The sequence below is a fragment of the Streptomyces sp. PCS3-D2 genome (genome assembly GCF_000612545.2).
Lineage (GTDB): Bacteria > Actinomycetota > Actinomycetes > Streptomycetales > Streptomycetaceae > Streptomyces.
This window is the reverse complement of record NZ_CP097800.1, coordinates 1854008-1874749: the sequence shown is the minus strand read 5'-3', so window position 1 is coordinate 1874749 and position 20742 is coordinate 1854008. Positions and strand designations below refer to the sequence as shown.

At 70.1% G+C, this 20742-nt stretch carries 2 protein-coding genes (1 of these 2 running past the window's edge); both read left to right on the top strand.

From position 1 onward, the window contains the following. Window positions 1-227: 227 nt before the first annotated feature. Window positions 228-19574 (top strand): non-ribosomal peptide synthase/polyketide synthase, encoded by a 19347-nt coding sequence (locus AW27_RS07470; protein ID WP_304949846.1) that lies wholly within the window; start codon window positions 228-230, stop codon window positions 19572-19574. Next, window positions 19574-20742: the start of a non-ribosomal peptide synthetase gene (locus AW27_RS07465; RefSeq protein ID WP_304949845.1), read on the top strand. The gene runs 21442 nt beyond the window's last position; the window shows 1169 of its 22611 coding nt (coding positions 1-1169); it begins with the start codon at window positions 19574-19576; its stop codon lies off the right edge, out of view. The genes AW27_RS07470 and AW27_RS07465 overlap by 1 nt, the downstream gene beginning before the upstream one ends.

The window sequence follows — 20742 nt, the reverse complement described above, 5'->3', positions numbered from 1 at the left end:
TGGCCGGTCCCGGGTATCCGCTGCGATGAGAACTGCCCTGGGCACGGCGACGATCGCCGCTCGGGCGACATGTGATCTGCCGGTCGTATCGGCCCAGATCGCCCAAGAAGCGTGAACCACCAGGTCACAGCTTTGATCCAGAGAGCTGGGCGGTAATGCGGCATGCCCTGAAGGCGGCGGGCCCTGCTGTTCCAGTCGATGACTCGAACCGATTGGAGTGTGCGGGGATGGCTGCGTCTGAGGGCGAACTCCGGGAACTGATGGCCGGGCAGCTCGCGGTCTGGTACGCACAGCAGCTCGCGCCGGACAATCGGGGATTCAGCATCGCCGAATACTTGGAGATCAGGGGCGCGGCCGATCCCGAACTGCTGGTGGAGGCCGCGCGGCGCAGGCTGAGCGAGGCCGAGAGCCTGCGCCTGCGCGTCCGCCTGGTCGACGGAACGCCCTGGCAGTACGTGCACGACGAACGGGACTACCCCGTCGACGTCGTCGACGTGAGCGCCGACGCCGACCCGCGCACGGCCGCCGAGGACTGGATGCGCGCCGACCTGCGCCGCCCGGTGGACCTCGTGGGCGCCCCCCTGTCCACCAACGCGATCATCAAGCTCGGCGACGATCTCTACTTCTGGTACACCCGCGTCCACCACCTGGTGATGGACGGTCTGGGCGGAATGGTGCTCGCCACCCGCGGCGCCGAGATCTACAACGCGCTCCTGGAAGGCCGCGACCTTGAGGCCGGCGCCCTGGAGCCGGTCTCCGTACTGCTCGACGCCGACCACGCCTACCGGAACTCCTCCGAGACCGAACAGGACCGCCAGTACTGGAACGCCGTCCTCTCGGACCTGTCGAAGGAGACCCTCACCGGCAACGCCGGCCGGGCCCGCCGGGCCAAGATCGCCCCGACCCGGCACACCGACGGCATCGGCACCCAGGGAGCCGCCGCCCTCAAGACGGCCGCGCGGCGCCTGAAGACCAACATGGCCGGGCTGCTGATCACCGCCGCAGCCCTGTACGAACACCGCGTCACCGGCGCGCGGGAGGTCGTGATCGGCGTGCCCGTGCGCGGCCGGGCGGGACACCGGGAAGCCGGAATCCCCGGCATGACCTCCAACATCATCCCGCTCCGCCTGACGATCGACCCGCGGACCACGGTCGCGGACGCCGTCCGCCAGACCTCTCGCGCGGTCCGCGAGGGCCTGCGCCACCAGCGGTACCGCCACGAGGAAATCCTCCGCGACCTGAAGATGGTCGACCGCGTCCTGTGCGGGCTGCACATCAACGTCATGTCGTTCGACTACGACCTCCAGTTCGGCGATGCCCCCGCCACCGCGCGCAACCTCTCCACCGGCCCCGTCGACGGCGTCCGGATCGACGTCTACGACCGGTCCGGCCTGCAGATCAACGTCGATGCGAACCCGGACGTCCACGACCCGGCATCGGTCTCCGATGTACTCCGACGCTTCCTGCGCGTGGTGAATTGGCTCGGCACGGCGGCGCCCGAGGAACTCGTCGGCCGGGCCGACCTCCTCGATGAGGCTGAGCGGTATGAGTTGGTGTCGGGGTGGAATGACACGGCGGTTGAGTTGCCGGTGGGGACGCTGGGTGGGTTGTTCGAGGCTCAGGTGGTGCGGTCTCCGGGTGCGGTTGCTGTGGTGTTCGAGGGTGTGGAGGTGTCGTATGCGGAGTTGGATGAGCGTGCGAACCGTCTGGCTCGGGTGCTGATCGGCCGTGGTGTGGGTGCGGAGTCCGTGGTCGGGGTGTGCCTCGAGCGCGGTGTCGACCTGGTGGTTTCGCTGTTGGCGGTGGTGAAGGCGGGTGGCGCGTATGTGCCGGTCGATCCTGATCTGCCGTCGGAGCGTGTGGGGTTCATGCTGGCGGATTCGGGTGCGGCGTGTGTGGTGACCTCGGCCGAGCTGGCGGGCGTGCTGCCTGAGGGCACGGCTGTGGTGGTGCTCGATGACGAGGTGACGGTTGCGGAGCTGGCCGGTGTTTCCGGTGGTGTGTTCTCGGACGCGGAGCGGGATGAGGTGCTCCCGGGTCACCCGGCGTATGTGCTGTTCACGTCGGGTTCGACGGGGCGTCCGAAGGGTGTTGTGGTGTCCCATGCGGGCATCGTGAACCGGCTGGGGTGGATGCAGTCCCGGTATGGGCTGGTCTCTGGTGAGCGGGTGTTGCAGAAGACGCCGTTCGGGTTTGACGTGTCGGTGTGGGAGTTCTTCTGGCCGTTGCTGGAGGGTGCGTCGTTGGTTGTGGCGCGTCCTGGTGGTCATCGTGATCCGGGGTATGTGGCTTCGCTGGTGTGTGGGGAGGGTGTGTCGACGTTGCACTTCGTGCCGTCGATGCTGGAGGCGTTCCTGCGGGATCCGGCTGCGGCTGGGTGCACGGGTCTGCGGCGGGTGATCTGCTCGGGTGAGGCGCTTTCGCCGGTTGTGGTGGCTCGTTTCTTCGAGGTTTTCGGTTCGGGTGTGGAGCTGCACAACCTTTACGGGCCGACTGAGGCGTCTGTGGATGTCACGGCCTGGGAGTGCCCGTCTGGTGAGGACGTGGCGGTGGTTCCGATCGGTGCTCCGATCGCGAACACGCGGGTTTATGTCCTTGACGGTTGTCTTTCTCCGGTTCCGGTGGGTGTGGGTGGTGAGCTGTATCTCGCTGGTGTTCAGCTGGCGCGTGGTTATGCGGGTCGTGCTGGTCTGACGGCTGAGCGGTTTGTTGCGTCGCCGTTCGGTTCGGGTGAGCGTCTGTATCGCACGGGTGATCTTGCTCGTTGGGATGCGCAGGGTCGGGTTGAGTATCTGGGTCGTGCTGATGAGCAGGTGAAGATCCGTGGTTTCCGGATCGAGCCGGGTGAGGTCCAGGCTGTTGTGGTCGGGCATCCGCTGGTCGCGCAGGCTGCTGTGGTGGCGCGTGAGGACGTTTCGGGTGACAAGCGTCTGGTCGCCTACGTCGTCCCCACAAGCGACGTGGATGCCGATGAACTGACCGTTGGGCTTCGGGTGTTCCTGTCCGGCCGGCTGCCGGAGTTCATGGTTCCGTCGGCGATCGTGGTCCTGGAAGCGCTGCCGTTGTCGGTGAACGGCAAGCTGGACCGCAAGGCGCTGCCGGCTCCCGAGTACTCGACGGGTTCGGGCCGTGGCCCCTCCACGGTCCGTGAGGAGATCCTGTGCGCTGCCTTCGCTGAGGTCCTGGGCCTGGAGAGCGTGGGCGTCGACGACGACTTCTTCGCACTCGGCGGTCACTCCCTCCTCGCGGTCCGGATGGTCGAGATCCTGCGCGGCCACGGCGTGTCGGTCTCGGTGCCGACGCTGTTCGAGTCGCCTACGGTCGCGGAGCTGGCGGAGGCAACCGGCGCGGAGCTGGTTCCGGTCCCGGAAAACGCGATCCCCGAGGGTGCGCTGGAGATCACTCCGGAGATGCTGCCGCTGGTGGACCTGACCGCTGATGAGGTGGAGCGGATCGTCGCGACCGTCGACGGCGGCGCCGCGAACGTCGCGGACATCTACCCGTTGACGCCGCTCCAGGAGGGTCTGCTCTTCCACCACCTCCTCGCCGACGGCGGCGAGGACGCCTACGTGACGCCCACCGTGCTGGGGTTCGATTCACGGGACCGGCTGGACGCGTTCATCGACGCACTCCAGCAGGTGCTGAACAGGCACGACATCTTCCGTACTGCCATCGTGTGGGAGGGGCTGCGGGAGCCTGTCCAGGTGGTGTGGCGCGAGGCTGCCCTCCCCGTCGAGGAAGTGCGGCTGGACCCGAACAGCACCGAGCCGATCCAGCAGTTGCTCGCTGAGGTCGGACTGTCCATGGACCTGCGCGAGGCCCCGCTCGCCCGGCTGCACGTTGCGGCGGCGCCGCAGGGTGGCCGTTGGCTGGCGCTACTGCGCCTGCACCACATCGTTGAGGACCACACCGCGCTGGAGATCCTCCTCGGTGAAGTGGAGTCGATCCTCGTCGGCCGGGGTGCGGAGCTGCCCGAGCCGCTGCCGTTCCGGAACTTCGTCGTACAGGCCCGTGCCGGCTTGGACAGCGGGAAGCACGAGCGGTTCTTCGCCGAGCTGCTGGGCGGCGTCGACGAGCCGACGGCGCCGTACGGCCTCGTGGACGCACGCGGTGACGGCATGGACTCCGTCGAAGCGCTGATGGGTCTCGCACCGGAACTGTCCGAACGAGTCCGCGAGGTCGCCCGTCGCCTGGGTGCCACTGCGGCGACGGTGATCCACGTGGCGTGGGCGCGGGTGCTGTCCGCGGTCAGCGGCCGTGACGATGTCGTCTTCGGCACCGTCCTCTTCGGACGCATGAACGCCGGCCCCGGGGCGGACCGGGTGCCCGGCCCGTTCATCAACACGCTTCCGGTCCGGGTGCGCGTCGACGAACTGGGTGTGGTCGAGGCGGTGACCGCGATGCGCGGTCAGCTCGCGGCCCTGCTGGAGCACGAGCACGCGCCGCTCTCGCTGGCGCAGCAGGTCAGCGGCGTGTCGGGGGACAGTCCGCTGTTCACCTCGATGCTCAACTACCGCCCCAACAACGGACTCAATCGGGAAACCACCACGATCCTCGACGGCGTCGAGCTGGAGTACTTCCGCGAGCGCACCAACTACCCGCTGTCGATCGCCGTTGATGACGACGGCACCAGGATCGTCCTGGTCGTTGACGCGGTTGCCCCGGTTGATCCCCGAGCGGTTGCGGCGTTGGTCGTGACGGCGGCGGAGAGCCTGGTCTCGCTGCTGGAGGGGGCGCTGGAGGGTGGCTCTGACCTGCCGTTGAGAGAGGTCGGGGTGCTCAGTGCTGCTGAGCGGTATGAGTTGGTGTCGGGGTGGAATGACACGGCGGTTGAGTTGCCGGTGGGGACGCTGGGTGGGTTGTTCGAGGCTCAGGTGGTGCGGTCTCCGGGTGCGGTTGCTGTGGTGTTCGAGGGTGTGGAGGTGTCGTATGCGGAGTTGGATGAGCGTGCGAACCGTCTGGCTCGGGTGCTGATCGGCCGTGGTGTGGGTGCGGAGTCCGTGGTCGGGGTGTGCCTCGAGCGCGGTGTCGACCTGGTGGTTTCGCTGTTGGCGGTGGTGAAGGCGGGTGGCGCGTATGTGCCGGTCGATCCTGATCTGCCGTCGGAGCGTGTGGGGTTCATGCTGGCGGATTCGGGTGCGGCGTGTGTGGTGACCTCGGCCGAGCTGGCGGGCGTGCTGCCTGAGGGCACGGCTGTGGTGGTGCTCGATGACGAGGTGACGGTTGCGGAGCTGGCCGGTGTTTCTGGTGGTGTGTTCTCGGACGCGGAGCGGGATGAGGTGCTCCCGGGTCACCCGGCGTATGTGCTGTTCACGTCGGGTTCGACGGGGCGTCCGAAGGGTGTTGTGGTGTCCCATGCGGGCATCGTGAACCGGCTGGGGTGGATGCAGTCCCGGTATGGGCTGGTCTCTGGTGAGCGGGTGTTGCAGAAGACGCCGTTCGGGTTTGACGTGTCGGTGTGGGAGTTCTTCTGGCCGTTGCTGGAGGGTGCGTCGTTGGTTGTGGCGCGTCCTGGTGGTCATCGTGATCCGGGGTATGTGGCTTCGCTGGTGTGTGGGGAGGGTGTGTCGACGTTGCACTTCGTGCCGTCGATGCTGGAGGCGTTCCTGCGGGATCCGGCTGCGGCTGGGTGCACGGGTCTGCGGCGGGTGATCTGCTCGGGTGAGGCGCTTTCGCCGGTTGTGGTGGCTCGTTTCTTCGAGGTTTTCGGTTCGGGTGTGGAGCTGCACAACCTTTACGGGCCGACTGAGGCGTCTGTGGATGTCACGGCCTGGGAGTGCCCGTCTGGTGAGGACGTGGCGGTGGTTCCGATCGGTGCTCCGATCGCGAACACGCGGGTTTATGTCCTTGACGGTTGTCTTTCTCCGGTTCCGGTGGGTGTGGGTGGTGAGCTGTATCTCGCTGGTGTTCAGCTGGCGCGTGGTTATGCGGGTCGTGCTGGTCTGACGGCTGAGCGGTTTGTTGCGTCGCCGTTCGGTTCGGGTGAGCGTCTGTATCGCACGGGTGATCTTGCTCGTTGGGATGCGCAGGGTCGGGTTGAGTATCTGGGTCGTGCTGATGAGCAGGTGAAGATCCGTGGTTTCCGGATCGAGCCGGGTGAGGTCCAGGCTGTTGTGGTCGGGCATCCGCTGGTCGCGCAGGCTGCTGTGGTGGCGCGTGAGGACGTTTCGGGTGACAAGCGTCTGGTCGCCTACGTCGTCCCCGCAGGCGAGGTGGACGAGGAGGAACTGGCCGATGGGGTGCGCCGGTTCGCCGGTCAGCATCTGCCGGAGTTCATGGTTCCGTCGGCGATCGTGGTCCTGGAAGCGCTGCCGTTGTCGGTGAACGGCAAGCTGGACCGCAAGGCGCTGCCGGCTCCCGAGTACTCGACGGGTTCGGGCCGTGGCCCCTCCACGGTCCGTGAGGAGATCCTGTGCGCTGCCTTCGCTGAGGTCCTGGGCCTGGAGAGCGTGGGCGTCGACGACGATTTCTTCGCACTCGGCGGTCACTCGCTGCTGGCGATCCGCCTGGTCGAGATCCTGCGGGGTCGTGGGGTGTCGGTTTCGGTGCGGGCGTTGTTGCAGACGCCGACCGTGGCGCGGCTGGCGGTGGAAGCGGGTGCGGACCACATCGTGGTCGCGGCGAACGCGATCCCCGAGGGCACCACGACCATCACGCCGGAGATGCTGCCGCTGGTGGACCTGACCGCTGATGAGGTGGAGCGGATCGTCGCGACCGTCGACGGCGGCGCCGCGAACGTCGCGGACATCTACCCGTTGACGCCGCTCCAGGAGGGTCTGCTCTTCCACCACCTCCTCGCCGACGGCGGCGAGGACACCTACGTCACCCCGACGGTCATGGAGTTCGACTCCCGCGACCGCCTGGACGCCTTCACCGACGCGCTGCAGCAGGTCGTGAACAGGCACGACACCTTCCGTACCTCCATCGTGTGGGAGGGGCTGCGGGAGCCGGTCCAGGTGGTGTGGCGCGAGGCCGCCCTCCCCGTCGAGGAAGTGCGGCTGGACCCGAACAGCACCGAGCCGATCGGGCAGTTGCTCGCTGAGGTCGGACTGTCCATGGACCTGGGCCGGGCGCCTCTGCTCGGACTCCACGTGGCTTCGGTGGCGGACGGTCGTTGGCTGGCTCTGCTGCGCATGCACCACACGGTGCAGGACCACACGACGCTGGAGCTGCTGCTCCAGGAAGTGCAGACGATCCTCGCCGGGCGTGGTGCGGAGCTGTCCGAGCCGCTGCCGTTCCGCAACTTCGTGGCTCAGGCACGTGCCGGGGTCGAACGGTCGGAGCACGAGCGGTTCTTCGCCGAGCTGCTGGGCGACGTCGACGAGCCGACCACGCCGTACGGGCTCGTGGACGCGCGTGGCGACGGCATGGACGCGGCCGAGGCGCGGCTCGACATTCCGTCGGACGTGGAGGCCAGACTGCGCACGGTCGCACGGCAGTTGGGTGCGAGCCCGGCGACGGTGATGCACGTGGCGTGGGCGCGGGTGCTGTCCGCGGTCAGCGGCCGTGACGACGTGGTCTTCGGCACCGTCCTCTTCGGCCGGATGAACGCCGGATCAGGGGCGGACCGGGTGCCCGGGCCGTTCATGAACATGCTTCCGGTCCGGGTGCGGACCGACGAGATCACCGTGGTGGCCGCCGTCAACGCGATGCGTGGACAGCTCGCGACCCTTCTTGAGCACGAGCACGCGCCGTTGGCCGTGGCCCAGAGTGCCAGCGGAGTGGCAGGTGATGCGCCGCTGTTCACGTCGATGTTCAACTACCGGCACAACACCGGCTTCAGCCGAGGCGTAGCCGCCATCTTCGATGGCATTGAGGTGGTGTTCTTCCGGGAGCGCACCAACTACCCCCTCGCCGTGGTCGTCGACGACGACGGGGACCGTCTGGGGCTGGTCGTTGACGCGGTTGCCCCGGTTGATCCCCGAGCGGTTGCGGCGTTGGTCGTGACGGCGGCGGAGAGCCTGGTCTCGCTGCTGGAGGGGGCGCTGGAGGGTGGCTCTGACCTGCCGTTGAGAGAGGTCGGGGTGCTCAGTGCTGCTGAGCGGTATGAGTTGGTGTCGGGGTGGAATGACACGGCGGTTGAGTTGCCGGTGGGGACGCTGGGTGGGTTGTTCGAGGCTCAGGTGGTGCGGTCTCCGGGTGCGGTTGCTGTGGTGTTCGAGGGTGTGGAGGTGTCGTATGCGGAGTTGGATGAGCGTGCGAACCGTCTGGCTCGGGTGCTGATCGGCCGTGGTGTGGGTGCGGAGTCCGTGGTCGGGGTGTGCCTCGAGCGCGGTGTCGACCTGGTGGTTTCGCTGTTGGCGGTGGTGAAGGCGGGTGGCGCGTATGTGCCGGTCGATCCTGATCTGCCGTCGGAGCGTGTGGGGTTCATGCTGGCGGATTCGGGTGCGGCGTGTGTGGTGACCTCGGCCGAGCTGGCGGGCGTGCTGCCTGAGGGCACGGCTGTGGTGGTGCTCGATGACGAGGTGACGGTTGCGGAGCTGGCCGGTGTTTCTGGTGGTGTGTTCTCGGACGCGGAGCGGGATGAGGTGCTCCCGGGTCACCCGGCGTATGTGCTGTTCACGTCGGGTTCGACGGGGCGTCCGAAGGGTGTTGTGGTGTCCCATGCGGGCATCGTGAACCGGCTGGGGTGGATGCAGTCCCGGTATGGGCTGGTCTCTGGTGAGCGGGTGTTGCAGAAGACGCCGTTCGGGTTTGACGTGTCGGTGTGGGAGTTCTTCTGGCCGTTGCTGGAGGGTGCGTCGTTGGTTGTGGCGCGTCCTGGTGGTCATCGTGATCCGGGGTATGTGGCTTCGCTGGTGTGTGGGGAGGGTGTGTCGACGTTGCACTTCGTGCCGTCGATGCTGGAGGCGTTCCTGCGGGATCCGGCTGCGGCTGGGTGCACGGGTCTGCGGCGGGTGATCTGCTCGGGTGAGGCGCTTTCGCCGGTTGTGGTGGCTCGTTTCTTCGAGGTTTTCGGTTCGGGTGTGGAGCTGCACAACCTTTACGGGCCGACTGAGGCGTCTGTGGATGTCACGGCCTGGGAGTGCCCGTCTGGTGAGGACGTGGCGGTGGTTCCGATCGGTGCTCCGATCGCGAACACGCGGGTTTATGTCCTTGACGGTTGTCTTTCTCCGGTTCCGGTGGGTGTGGGTGGTGAGCTGTATCTCGCTGGTGTTCAGCTGGCGCGTGGTTATGCGGGTCGTGCTGGTCTGACGGCTGAGCGGTTTGTTGCGTCGCCGTTCGGTTCGGGTGAGCGTCTGTATCGCACGGGTGATCTTGCTCGTTGGGATGCGCAGGGTCGGGTTGAGTATCTGGGTCGTGCTGATGAGCAGGTGAAGATCCGTGGTTTCCGGATCGAGCCGGGTGAGGTCCAGGCTGTTGTGGTCGGGCATCCGCTGGTCGCGCAGGCTGCTGTGGTGGCGCGTGAGGACGTTTCGGGTGACAAGCGTCTGGTCGCCTACGTCGTCCCCGCAGGCGAGGTGGACGAGGAGGAACTGGCCGATGGGGTGCGCCGGTTCGCCGGTCAGCATCTGCCGGAGTTCATGGTTCCGTCGGCGATCGTGGTCCTGGAAGCGCTGCCGTTGTCGGTGAACGGCAAGCTGGACCGCAAGGCGCTGCCGGCTCCCGAGTACTCGACGGGTTCGGGCCGTGGCCCCTCCACGGTCCGTGAGGAGATCCTGTGCGCTGCCTTCGCTGAGGTCCTGGGCCTGGAGAGCGTGGGCGTCGACGACGATTTCTTCGCACTCGGCGGTCACTCGCTGCTGGCGATCCGCCTGGTCGAGATCCTGCGGGGTCGTGGGGTGTCGGTTTCGGTGCGGGCGTTGTTGCAGACGCCGACCGTGGCGCGGCTGGCGGTGGAAGCGGGTGCGGACCACATCGTGGTCGCGGCGAACGCGATCCCCGAGGGCACCACGACCATCACGCCGGAGATGCTGCCGCTGGTGGACCTGACCGCCGATGAGGTGGAGCGGATCGTCGCCACCGTCGACGGCGGCGCCGCGAACGTGGCGGATGTCTACCCGCTGGCCCCGCTCCAGGAGGGTCTGCTCTTCCACCACCTCCTCGCCGACGGCGGCGAGGACACCTACGTCACCCCGACGGTCATGGAGTTCGACTCCCGCGACCGCCTGGACGCCTTCACCGACGCGCTGCAGCAGGTCGTGAACAGGCACGACATCCTCCGTACCTCCATCGTGTGGGAGGGAAGGCTGCGCGAGCCCGTGCAGGTCGTGTGGCGCCGGGCGACGCTGTCCGTGGCGGAGGTGGCGCTGGACGAGCGGGCCGCGGATCCGGTGCAGGAGCTGCTGACCGGTGTCGGCCTGTCCATGGACCTCGGCCGGGCACCCCTGATCGGGCTGCACGCGGCGGCGGTCGCCGACGGCCGTTGGCTGCTGCTGGTGCGCGTGCACCACATGGTGCAGGACCACACCGCGCTGGAGGTCATGCTCGGCGAGGTCGCGGCGGTCCTGGGCGGCCGGGGTGCGGAGCTGCCCGAGCCGCTGCCGTTCCGCAACTTCGTCGTACAGGCCCGTGCCGGCCTGGACAGCGGGGTGCACGAGCGGTTCTTCGCGGAGCTGCTGGGCGACGTGACGGAGCCGACGGCGCCGTTCGGACTCGTGGACGTGCGCGGTGACGGCATGGACTCCGTCGAGGCGCGGCTGGAGTTCCCGGCGGAGCTGTCCGGACGGGTCCGCGAGGTCGTCCGTCGCCTGGGTGTCAGTGCGGCGACGGTGATGCACGTGGCGTGGGCGCGGGTGCTGTCCGCGGTCAGCGGCCGTGACGACGTGGTCTTCGGCACCGTCCTCTTCGGACGCATGAACGCGGGCGCCGGATCCGACCGCGTGGCCGGCCCGTTCATGAACATGCTTCCGGTACGGGCCCGGCTCGACTCGACGGGCGCGCTGGCGGCGGTCACCGCGATGCGTGGTCAGCTCGCGGCGCTGCTGGAACACGAGCACGCACCCCTCGCGGTGGCCCAGCAGGTCAGCGGCGTGTCGGGGGACACCCCGCTCTTCGCCTCGATGCTCAACTACCGCCACAACCCTGGCGACGGGGACGAGGGACCCGCCTCCGGGGTGGGGGGAGCGCGCCTGGTCTTCAACCGCGAGCGCACCAATTACCCGCTCGCCGTGGCGGTCGATGACGACGGCGAGGGTCTGACCCTGGTCGTGGACGCGGTGGCGCCGGTGAATTCTGCCTCGGTCGCGGCGATGGTCCGTACCGCCACCGACGGCCTGGTGGCCGCGCTGGAGGCGGTCCTGGACGGCGGCGCGGACCCGGCGCTGAACACGGTCGGCGTCCTCGACGAGGCCGACCGGCAGCGGATGCTCACGCGCTGGAACGAGACGGGTCTGGACGTGCCGGGGGCACCGCTGCCCGAACTGCTCGCGGCGCAGGCCGCGCGCACCCCGCACGCCATCGCCGTGGTGTGCGAGGACACCGAGGTGTCGTACGCGGAGCTGGACGCTCGGGCGAACCGCCTGGCGCGGCTCCTGGCGGGCCGGGGCGTCGGTGCGGAGTCCGTGGTCGCGGTCTGCATGGAACGCGGCATCGACCTGGTGGTGGCGCTGCTGGGCGTGCTGAAGTCCGGTGCCGCGTACCTGCCGATCGACCCCGAGTACCCGTCCGAGCGCATCGCCTTCACCCTCGCCGACGCGGGCGTGCGGTGTGTCCTGACCGGCGCGGATCTGATCGAGCGGCTGGCGGGATTCGAGGGGATCGGGGGTGTTCCCGCGATCGCCCTGGACGACGACGCGGTGATCGCCGAGTCGGCGGGCCTGGACGACCGGCCGCTGACGGCGGACGAGCTCGTGGGCTCGCCGGCCCCGGCGAACCCGGCGTACGTGATCTACACCTCGGGATCCACCGGACGCCCCAAGGGTGTGGTGGTGGAGCACCGGTCGCTGGTGAACTTCCTGGCCTCCATGCAGCAGCGCTTCGCGCTGGACGCGGACGACCGGCTGCTGGCCGTGACCACGATCGGCTTCGACATCGCGGGACTGGAGCTCTACCTTCCGCTGCTGGCCGGCGCGCGCGTCGTACTGGCCACCCCGGACGTCGTACGGGATCCGCGGGCGCTGCGCGCGCTGATCCGGACCTCGGGCGCGACGACGCTCCAGGCCACGCCGAGCCTGTGGCACGCCCTGGTGTCCGAGCCTGCGGAGGAGACCGGGGAGGAGACCCGCGCGGCCGGGGACGTCCTGGCCGGGGTCCGCGCCCTGGTCGGCGGCGAGGCGCTGCCGGCCGAGCTGGCGCGCACCCTGCGGGCCAGGACGGCATCGGTGACGAACCTGTACGGCCCGACCGAAACGACCATCTGGTCGACGGCCACCGAGGTGGCGACGGTCTCCGGCGGGGTGTCCTCGATCGGTGCCCCGATCGCGAACACACAGGTGTACGTGCTCGACACCACCCTCGCTCCGGCGCCCGCCGGGGTGGCGGGCGACCTGTACATCGCGGGTGCGGGCCTGGCCCGCGGTTACCTGGGCCGTCCGGGGCTGTCGGCGGAACGCTTCGTGGCGTGCCCGTTCGGCGGGCCGGGCGAGCGGATGTACCGCACCGGAGACACGGTGCGCTGGTCGGTCGACGGCACGCTGGAGTTCGTGGGCCGCGCCGACGACCAGGTGAAGGTGCGCGGCTTCCGCATCGAGCTGGGGGAGATCGAGGCGGTCGTCGCCTCGCACGCCACGGTCGGCCGGGTCGCGGTCGTGGTGCGCGAGGACGTCCCGGGTGACAAGCGGCTGGTCGCCTACGTCGTCCCGGCCGGCCCGGACACCGACGCGGCTGTCCTCGGCGGCGCCGTACGGGAGGTCGCGGCCGAGTCCCTTCCCGCGTACATGGTTCCGTCCGCGGTGGTGGTGCTGGACGCGCTGCCGCTGACGCCGAACGGCAAGCTCGACCGCAAGGCGCTGCCCGCTCCCGACTACACTGCCGTGGCGGGCGCCGGGCGGGGCCCGGCCACGCTCCAGGAGGAGATCCTGTGCGGGGTGTTCGCGCAGGTGCTCGGTGTGGACCGGGTCGGTGTGGAGGACGACTTCTTCGCGCTGGGCGGTCACTCGCTGCTGGCGACGCGGCTGATCAGCCGGGTGCGCGCGGTGCTGGGCGTCGAGGTTCCGCTGCGCGCGCTGTTCGAGGCGCCGACGGTGGCGCGGCTGGCGGCGCGTCTCGACGGCGCCGACCGGGCGCGGGTGGCGCTGACGGCGGGCGAGCGTCCCGAGCGGGTGCCTCTGTCGTTCGCGCAGCGCCGCCTGTGGTTCATCGGGCAGCTCGAAGGCCCCAGCTCCACCTACAACGACCCGGTCGCCCTGCGGCTGTCGGGCCGGATGGACGTCGCCGCGCTGGACGCGGCGCTGCGGGACGTCATCGGCCGCCACGAGGTGCTGCGGACGGTCTTCCCCGTCGGCGACGGCGAGCCGTACCAGCACGTCGCGGAACTCGACGACCTCGGCTGGGACCTGTCGGTGACCGAGGTGGCCCCGGCCGACCTGACCGACGCGATCACCGAGGCCGCCGGATACGGATTCGACCTCTCGCACGAGGCTCCGGTGCGCGCGTGGCTGTTCGCCACCGGCCCCGACGAGCACGTGCTCATGGTGACGGTCCATCACATCGCCGGTGACGCCTGGTCGATGGCGCCGCTGGCCCGCGACATCTCCACTGCGTTCGCCGCCCGCTGCGAGGGCCTGGCCCCCACGTGGGAGCCGCTGCCGGTGCAGTACGCGGACTACGCGCTGTGGCAGCGCGAGCTGGTCGGCAACGAGCAGGACCCGGACAGCGTGATCGCCCGGCAGGTGGCCTACTGGCGCGAAGCCCTGGAGGGCGCGCCCGAGGAGCTGGACCTGCCCGCCGACCACGCGCGGCCCGCGGTGGCGAGCCACCGCGGTCACCGCGTCCCCGTGGAGATCCCGGCCGAGGTGCACGCGCGCCTCGTGGAGGTGGCCCGGGCCGAGGGCGTGACGGTGTTCATGGTGCTGCAGGCCGCGCTGGCGGCGCTGCTGTCCCGGATGGGCGCCGGCGCCGACGTACCCATCGGATCGCCGATCGCCGGGCGTACGGACGAGGCGCTCGACGACCTGGTCGGTTTCTTCATCAACACCCTGGTGATCCGGACGGACCTGTCGGGCGACCCGACGTTCCGCGAGGTACTGTCCCGGGTGCGGGAGACCAGCCTGTCGGCGTTCGCGCACCAGGACGTGCCGTTCGAGCGGCTCGTCGAGGAACTGTCGCCGAGCCGTTCCATGGCGCGCCACGCGCTCTTCCAGGTGATGCTCACCCTCCAGAACGCGGCCGGAGCCGTCCTCGACCTGCCCGGACTCGATGTCGAGATGCTTCCGGCGGGTACGTCGGTGGCGAAGTTCGACCTCGACGTGATAGTGGGCGAGGTGTTCGAGGCCGACGGCGCCCCGGCCGGTGTGCGCGGCACGGTGACCGCGGCGGCGGACCTGTTTGACGCGGGTACCGCGGCCCGGCTGGCCGCACGCCTGGCCCGGGTGGTGGGTCAGTTGGTCGTCGACCCGCAGACCCGGATCGGCGGGCTGGACGTGCTCGACGAGGGCGAACGCCACCAGGTGCTGGAGGCCTGGAACGACACGGCGGCCGAGGTTCCGTTCGGCACCGTGCCCGAGCTGTTCGCGGCGCACGTCTCCCGTACGCCCGACGCGGTAGCCGTCGTCGCCGGCGGCGAGGAGCTGACGTACGCCGAGCTGGACGCCCGGGCCAACCGCCTGGCGCGATACCTGACCGGCCTCGGCGTCGGCCCGGAGACCGTGGTCGCCGTGGCCCTGGCGCGCGGCAGCGAGCTGATGGTCTCGCTGCTCGGTGTCCTCAAGGCCGGTGGCACCTACATGCCGATCGACCCGGAATACCCGGCCGACCGCATCGCATACATGTGTGACGACGCGTCTCCGGTGGTGGTCCTCAGTACCCGGGCCATCGCCGCCACGCTGCCGCCGTCGGCCGCCTCCACCGTGGTGGTGCTCGACTCGGCCGAGGTGGCCGAGGCCTTGGGCGCGCTGCCGTCCGGTGAGGTGGACGACGCGGAACGGCGGGCCGCGCTGTCGGTGACCCACCCCGCGTACGTGATCTACACCTCGGGATCCACCGGCCGTCCGAAGGGCGTACTGGTCTCCCACGCGGGCGTGTCGAGCCTGGTGGCGGGCCACATCCGCTACCTGGGCGTCGGGACCGGTCACCGGGTGGGGCAGTTCGCCTCGGCGAGCTTCGACACCTTCGGCTGGGAATGGCTCATGGCACTGCTGTCCGGAGCCACCCTGGTGGTGATCCCGCCCGAGCGCCGACTGGGGAACGCGCTGCCCGCGTTCCTCACCGCCGAGCGGGTGACCCACGTGACGCTCCCGCCCGCCGTCCTGGCCACCCTCGAGGAGACGTCGATCAGCACGGACACCGTGCTGATCGTGGCCGGCGAGGCGTGCCAGCCCGAGGTGATGGCGCGCTGGGCTCGGGGCCGCGCGATGTTCAACTCCTACGGCCCGACGGAGACCACGGTCGACGCCACCCTGTGGCGCTGCGACCCGCAGGCTCCCGAAGTGGCCATCGGCACGCCCGTGGTCAACACCCAGGTGTACGTGCTGGACGAGCGCCTGGCACCGGCCCCGGTGGGCGTGAACGGCGAGATGTACGTCTCCGGCGCCGGCCTGGCGCGGGGCTACCTCGGACGGTCCGCGCTGACCGCGGAGCGGTTCGTGGCCAACCCGTTCGGTCCCGCCGGTGCCCGCCTGTACCGGACCGGTGACCGGGCCCGCTGGACCCCCGAAGGCGAGCTGGTCTTCGCCGGGCGCTCGGACGACCAGGTCAAGATCCGCGGCTTCCGCATCGAGCCGGGCGAGATCGAGAACGTCGTGGCCACGCACCCCTCGGTGGCCCAGGTCGCGGTCATCGCCCGCGAGGACACCCCCGGGGAGACCCGGCTGGTCGCCTACGTCGTCCTCGCCGACGGCGCCGCGCCGGCCAGGATGTCCGCCGAGGTCAGCGCGCTGGCGGCCGAGCATCTGCCCGAGTACATGGTTCCCTCGGCGGTCGTCGTCCTGGACGAGATCCCGCTGACGGTGAACAAGAAGCTGGACCGCAAGGCCCTGCCCGTACCGGAGTTCGCGGCCGGGGAAACGGCCTCGGGCCGCACCCCGGGCGACCTGCGCCAGGAGATCCTGTGCGGTGTCTTCGCCCAGGTACTCGGCCTGGAGAGCGTCGGCGTCGACGACGACTTCTTCGCCCTCGGCGGCCACTCGCTGCTCGCGGTACGACTGGCGAGCAAGGTGCGCTCGGTGCTCGGGGTCGACCTGGAGATCCGGGAACTCTTCGACGCGCCCACCGTGGCCGGGCTGGCTGCCCGGCTGGCTGGAGAGGGCACAGCCCGGGTCGCCGTGACCGCCCAGCAGCGTCCCGAGCGGGTGCCGCTGTCGTTCGCGCAGCGCCGCCTGTGGTTCCTCGGCCAGCTGGACGGCCCGAGCCCCACCTACAACATCCCGGTGGCCCTGCGGCTGACGGGCCGGGTGGACGTCGCCGCGCTGAACGCGGCGCTGCGGGACGTCATCGGCCGCCACGAGGTGCTGCGCACCGTGTTCGCGGTGGCCGACGGCGAGCCCCACCAGCACATCCTCGACATGGAGAAACTGGACTGGGAGCTGCTGACCGGTGATGCCGACCCGGCGGACCCGGACGGCGCGGTGGCACGGGCCGCCGGCTACGCGTTCGACCTGTCGACCGAAGTGCCCATCAAGGCATGGCTGTTCCCGGTCGGAGCGGACGAGCACCTGCTGGTCCTGGTGGTGCACCACATCGCGGGTGACGGCTGGTCGATGGGTCCGCTGGCCCACGACGTGTCGGTGGCCTACACGGCCCGTACCGACGGCCGCGCCCCGCGGTGGGAGCCGCTGCCGGTCCAGTACGCCGACTACGCGCTGTGGCAGCGCACGCTGCTCGGCGACGAGAGCGACCCGGACAGTGTGATGTCCCGTCAGGTGGCCTACTGGCGCGAGGCGCTGGCGGGCGGGCCCGAGGAACTGGCACTGCCCTTCGACCGTCCGCGACCCGCGGTGGCCGGCAACCGCGGCCACCAACTGCCGGTGCAGATTCCGGCGGAGGTGCACGCGCGACTGGTGGAGGTGGCGCGGGCCGAGGGCGTGACGGTGTTCATGGTGCTGCAGGCCGCCATGGCGGTCCTGCTGTCGAGGCTCGGTGGAGGCACGGACATCCCCATGGGTCTGGCGAACGCCGGGCGTACGGACGAGGCCCTCGACGATCTGGTCGGGTTCTTCGTCAACACCCTGGTGCTCCGCGCGGACCTGTCCGGGGACCCGACGTTCCGGCAGCTGCTGAAGCGGGTGCGGGAGGCCGGTCTGTCGGGCTTCGCGCACCAGGACGTGCCGTTCGAGCGGCTGGTCGAGGAACTCGCCCCGACGCGCTCCCTGGCCCGGCACCCGCTGTTCCAGGTGATGCTCACCCTGCAGAACAACGCCGAGGCGGTCCTGGACCTGCCCGGCGTGCACGCCGAGGCGGTGCCCACGGGCACCGCGGTGGCCAAGTTCGACCTGGACGTGAGCGTGGCCGAGGGCTTCGACGCCGCGGGCGCGCCGGCTGGGCTGAGCGGTCTGCTGACCGTGGCCGCGGACCTGTTCGACCGGGAATCCGGCGAACGGCTCGTGGAACGCTGGATCCGCGTCCTGGACGCGCTGACCGCCAACCCGCGGACGCGGCTGAGCGGCGTCGGGATCCTCGGCGAGGACGAGCGCCACCAGGTGCTCACCGACTGGAACGACACCGCGGCGGACGTGGCACCGGTATCGCTGCCGGAGCTGTTCCACGGCCACGCGACACGGAACCCCGAGGGCACGGCCGTGGTGTTCGAAGGGACCGAGGTGTCGTACGGGGAGCTGGACGCGCGGGCCAACCGGCTGGCGCACCACCTCGTCGGCCGGGGCGTGGGTCCCGAGTCGGTGGTGGGCCTGTGCCTGCCGCGCGGCGTGGACATGGTCGTCGCGATCCTCGCGGTGTGGAAGGCCGGTGGCGCCTATGTGCCGCTCGACCCGGAGTACCCGGCGGAGCGCCTCGCGTTCATGCTCACGGACAGCGGGGCCCGGGTGGTGGTCGGCCACCGTGACACGGCGCGGGACCTGCCCACGACGTGCCCGGCGGTCTGGGTCGACGAAGCGAGCACCCGTGCGGAGCTGTCCGAACTACCCGGCAGCGCGCCGAAGGTGGACATCGCGCTCGCCGATCTGGCCTACGTGATCTACACCTCCGGGTCGACCGGCGTGCCCAAGGGCGTGGCCGTCACCCACGGTTCGCTGGTGAACCTGGTGTCGGTGTTCGGTCCGCTGATGGAGGTCGGGCCGGGTGTCGGGGTGCTGCAGTTCGCCTCGTTCAGCTTCGACGCGTCGGTGCTGGACGTGGCGGTGACGCTGGGCAGTGGTGGTTCGCTGGTGGTGGCCGGTGCGGCTGAGCGGGCGGAGCCGAAGCTGCTGCGCGCGCTGGTCGAGTCGGCCGGTGTGCGGTCCGCGAGCGTGGTGCCGTCGCTGCTCGGTGTGCTGGAGCCCGGGGACCTGGCGGGCGTCGGCTCGCTGGTGGTCGGTGCCGAGGCGATCGAACCGGGCCTGGCGGCCGCGTGGGCGCGGGGCCGGAACCTGGTCAACACCTACGGACCCACCGAAGCCACCGTGATCGTGGCCACCGGATCGGTCGACCCCGGGCGCGAGGGGACGGTCCCCTTCGGCTCGCCCATCGCGAACACGCGGATGTACGTGCTCGACCCGAGCCTGGGGCCGGTGCCCCAGGGCGTCGTGGGCGAGCTGTACGTGGCGGGCGCGGGCCTGGCCCGCGGCTACCTGGGCCGGGCGGCGCTGACGGCGGAACGGTTCGTCGCCGACCCGTACGGCCCTGCGGGCTCCCGTCTGTACCGGACCGGTGACCTGGCGCGCTGGACCGCGGACGGCCAGCTGATCTTCGCCGGGCGGGCCGATGAACAGGTCAAGTTGCGCGGGTTCCGCATCGAACTGGGCGAGGTGCAGGCGGCGACAGCAGCGCACCCGGACGTCGCCCAGGCCGCGCTGGTCGTCCGTGAGGACGCCCCGGGCGACAAGCGGCTGGTTGCCTACGTCGTACCCGCCGAGGGCGACGAGGGGGCCGGCGAGACCGGACTCGGCACCGATGTCCGGCAGTTCGTCGCTCAGAGATTGCCCGCGCACATGGTTCCGGCAGCGGTGGTGGTGCTCGACGCACTCCCCCTGACGGTGAACGGGAAGTTGGACCGCAAGAAGTTGCCCGCTCCGGACTACGCGTCCGGGAAGGCGGGAGGAGGCCGACGGCCGTCGACGCCGCAGGAGGAAATCCTCTGCACCGTCTTCGCCGAAGTGCTGGGAGTGCCCGAGGTGGGAGTCGACGACGACTTCTTCGAACTCGGCGGCCACTCACTGCTCGGCGTCCGGCTCGTCAGTCAGATCAGGGCTGTTCTCGGTGTCGAGGTGGAGATCCGGGCGCTGTTCGACGCGCCGACGGTCGCAGGGCTCGCACAGCAGCTTGGAAAGCAGAAGTCAGCAAGGCCGGCGTTGCGGCCGATGCGTAACCAGGGGGATTCCTAATGTTTCCGTTGTCATTCGCGCAGCGCCGTCTGTGGTTCATCGAGCAGCTTGAGGGCCCCAGCCCGAGGTACAACATTCCGATGGCCATGCGGCTCTCGGGCACGCTGGACAGCGGGGCGCTCGACGCAGCCCTGCGGGACGTCATCGGCCGGCACGAGGTGCTGCGCACGGTGTTCACGGTGGCCGACGGTGAGCCGTACCAGCAGGTGCTGAAGCTCGCCGACGTGGAGTGGAACCTCCGATGCGTCGACGTGTCCGCCGACGCGGCGGCCGGTCTGACCGAGGCGGTCAGCAGCGCCGCAGCGCAGCCGTTCGACCTGTCGTCGCAGGTGCCGATCCGCGCCTGGCTGTTCTCGGTGGCGCCCGACGAGTACGTCCTGCTCGTGGTGGTGCACCACATCGCCAGCGACGGCTGGTCGTCCGGGCCGCTGGCCCGGGACCTCGCGGTCGCCTACGCCGCCCGGTGCGAGGACCGCACGCCCGAGTGGGAGCCGCTGCCGGTCCAGTACGCCGACTACGCGCTGTGGCAGCGCGAACTCCTCGGCGACGCCGAGGACCCCGACAGCGTCCTCTCCCGCCAGGTCGCCTACTGGCGCGAGGCGCTGGCCGGCGCTCCGGAAGAGCTGGAACTCTCCTACGACCACCCGCGTCCGGCCGTGGCCGGATACGGCGGCCACCGGGTCCCGCTGGACATCCCGGCCGCGGTGCACGCACGGCTGGTGGAGGTGGCGCGCGCCGAGGGCGTCACGACCTTCATGGTGCTCCAGGCCGCGCTGGCGGTCCTGCTGTCCCGGATGGGCGCGGGCACCGACATCCCGATCGGATCGGCGAACGCCGGCCGTACGGATGTGGCCCTGGACGACCTGGTCGGCTTCTTCGTCAACACCCTCGTGCTGCGTACGGACCTGTCCGGCGACCCGAAGTTCACCGAGGTGCTCGCCCGCGTCCGGGAAACGGGCCTGTCGGCGTTCGGCCACCAGGAGGTGCCCTTCGAGCGCCTGGTGGAGGAGCTGGCGCCGCCGCGTTCGCTCGCGCTGCACCCGTTGTTCCAGGTGATGCTCACCCTCCAGAACAACGCCGACGCGACCCTCGAACTCCCCGGTGTCCGGGTCAGCGCGGTGGAGGACGAACTCGCCGCCGGCGCGTCGGCCGCCAAGTTCGACCTGGA

Excerpts from the sequence above, each read along its gene's own strand:
- AW27_RS07470 (WP_304949846.1), top strand. The coding sequence starts at position 228 with ATGGCTGCGTCTGAGGGCGAACTCCGGGAACTGATGGCCGGGCAGCTC.